The organism is Staphylococcus sp. EG-SA-14 (assembly GCF_017151935.1).
Lineage (GTDB): Bacteria > Bacillota > Bacilli > Staphylococcales > Staphylococcaceae > Staphylococcus > Staphylococcus aureus.
Genome location: NZ_JACVZM010000050.1, coordinates 1 through 734 on the forward strand (window position 1 = coordinate 1; position 734 = coordinate 734).

Sequence of the window (734 nt, forward strand, 5' to 3'; positions counted from 1 at the left end):
AGCCGTCGAAGGTGGGACAAATGATTGGGGTGAAGTCGTAACAAGGTAGCCGTATCGGAAGGTGCGGCTGGATCACCTCCTTTCTAAGGATATATTCGGAACATCTTCTTCAGAAGATGCGGAATAACGTGACATATTGTATTCAGTTTTGAATGTTTGTTCATTCAAATTAATGGGCCTATAGCTCAGCTGGTTAGAGCGCACGCCTGATAAGCGTGAGGTCGGTGGTTCGAGTCCACTTAGGCCCACCATTAATTTAATACCTATTTGGGGGCTTAGCTCAGCTGGGAGAGCGCCTGCTTTGCACGCAGGAGGTCAGCGGTTCGATCCCGCTAGTCTCCACCATTATTTGTACATTGAAAACTAGATAAGTAAGTAAAATATAGATTTTACCAAGCAAAACCGAGTGAATAAAGAGTTTTAAATAAGCTTGAATTCATAAGAAATAATCGCTAGTGTTCGAAAGAACACTCACAAGATTAATAACGCGTTTAAATCTTTTTATAAAAGAAAACGTTTAGCAGACAATGAGTTAAATTATTTTAAAGCAGAGTTTACTTATGTAAATGAGCATTTAAAATAATGAAAACGAAGCCGTATGTGAGCATTTGACTTATAAAAATGGTGGAAACATAGATTAAGTTATTAAGGGCGCACGGTGGATGCCTTGGCACTAGAAGCCGATGAAGGACGTTACTAACGACGATATGCTTTGGGGAGCTGTAAGTAAGCTT

General features: G+C 40.2%; 2 tRNA genes and 2 rRNA genes. All 4 read left to right on the forward strand.

Going from position 1 to position 734, the window contains the following annotated elements:
* A 16S ribosomal RNA gene (locus IDG63_RS14205) occupies positions 1-83 on the forward strand; the annotation flags it as partial.
* Positions 84-174: 91 nt separating this feature from the next.
* Positions 175-251, forward strand: a tRNA-Ile gene (locus IDG63_RS14210).
* An 18-nt stretch (positions 252-269) separates the two neighbouring features.
* Positions 270-345: transfer RNA gene (locus IDG63_RS14215), tRNA-Ala, on the forward strand.
* A 290-nt stretch (positions 346-635) separates the two neighbouring features.
* Positions 636-734 (forward strand): 23S ribosomal RNA (locus IDG63_RS14220); the annotation flags it as partial.